Origin of the sequence: Microbispora sp. ATCC PTA-5024, from assembly GCF_000511135.2 — a bacterium.
In the GTDB taxonomy this organism is placed as follows: Bacteria; Actinomycetota; Actinomycetes; order Streptosporangiales; family Streptosporangiaceae; genus Microbispora; species Microbispora corallina.
This window is the reverse complement of the sequence record NZ_KI866528.1, coordinates 241742-243147: the sequence shown is the minus strand read 5'-3', so window position 1 is coordinate 243147 and position 1406 is coordinate 241742. Positions and strand designations below refer to the sequence as shown.

Annotated in this window: 1 protein-coding gene and 1 pseudogene; both read left to right on the top strand. The window is 77.6% G+C overall.

Translation table 11 applies throughout. The features are described from left to right. A pseudogene (locus MPTA5024_RS43120) lies at nt 1-442 on the top strand (SCO3242 family prenyltransferase); the annotation flags it as partial. Next, the gene (locus MPTA5024_RS38030; protein ID WP_036333344.1) at nt 439-1341 is read left to right on the top strand and encodes a sugar phosphate isomerase/epimerase family protein; all 903 of its coding nucleotides are present in this window, start codon (nt 439-441) and stop codon (nt 1339-1341) included. The pseudogene MPTA5024_RS43120 and the gene MPTA5024_RS38030, both read left to right, overlap by 4 nt. The last annotated feature ends 65 nt before the right edge of the window (nt 1342-1406 follow it).

The following is a 1406-nucleotide window of genomic DNA, read 5'->3' as shown; positions in this document are numbered from 1 at the left end:
GTGCCGGATGCTCGACGTGCTGCTCGGCGCCGGCCCGAGCCGCAGCACCGGCCGCGCGCTCCCGGCGGCCCTCGTGGTCGGCGCCCACACGTACCTGCTCACGATGCTGTCGCGGCGCGAGGTGTCGGGCGCCGGGCCCGGGCTGCCCGCGGGGACGCTGGCCGCCACGCTGGCGCTGGCGGCCGGGGTGTGCCGCCGGGACGGACGAACGCAGAACGCGCTGGCCGCGTGGTACGCCGCGCGCTTCGGGACAGCGCAGGCCCGCGCCGCCGCCGACCCCTCGGCCGGCACCATTCGCGCCGCGGTCGGCACCGGCATCGTCGCGCTGCCCGCGCTGCAGGGCGCGCTCGCCGCCGGCGCGGGGGCCGGGACCGCAGGGGTCCTCGTGGCCACGGCCGCGCCACTCGGGAGGGTCCTCGCGGGGAAGGTCTCCCCGACATGACCGGCACGAGCGATCCGGCGGAGACGGGCGGCCTCCGGTTCGGGTACGGGACCAACGGATTCGCCAACCACCGGCTGGAGGACGCGCTGGAGGTCATCGCCTCGCTGGGGTACGAGGGGGTGGCGCTCACCCTCGACCACGACCACCTGGACCCGTACGCCCCGGGGGCGGCCCGCAGGGTCGCGGCCGTCGCGGACCGGCTGCGCGACCTCGGGCTCGGGGTGGTCGTCGAGACGGGCGCGCGCTACCTGCTCGACCCGTGGCGCAAGCACGCGCCGACGCTGCTGCACGACGAGCGGGAGCGGCGGCTCGACTTCCTGCGGCGGGCCGCCGACGTCGGGGCCGACCTCGGCGCGGAGGCCGTGTCGTTCTGGGCCGGGGTGCGGCCGGACGCGGTGCCGCCCGAGGTGGCCTGGGATCGGCTCGTGGACGGGTGCGCGCGGCTGCTGGAGCACTCCGAGGTGCCGCTCGGCTTCGAGCCGGAGCCGGGGATGCTGGTGGAGACGATCGCAGGCTGGCGACGGCTCTACGACACCCTCGGCCGCCCGCCGGGCTTCGGCGTCACGCTCGACATCGGGCACTGCCGCTGCCTGGAACCCGGCCCCGTGCCGGAGTGCGTCGCGTCCGTGGCCGAGCACCTGGTGAACGTGCAGATCGACGACATGCGCCGGGGCGTGCACGAGCACCTGGAGTTCGGCGAGGGCGAGATCGACTTCCCGCCGGTCCTGGCCGCGCTGGCCGGATCGGGATACCGGGGGCTGGTGGCGGTCGAGCTGCCCCGCCACTCGCACGCCGCCCCCGACGTCGCGGCCCGCTCGATCGCCCGCCTCCGCGCGGCCTGGGCCGCGGCGCGGGACGCCGTGAGGCCGGTGGAGACCGTGCGGGAAGGGAGCCGCTGATGGACGCCTCCGGCCTGCTCGACGCCCTCGGCCAGGACTGGGTCGCCGAGGCGCGCGCCGAGGTC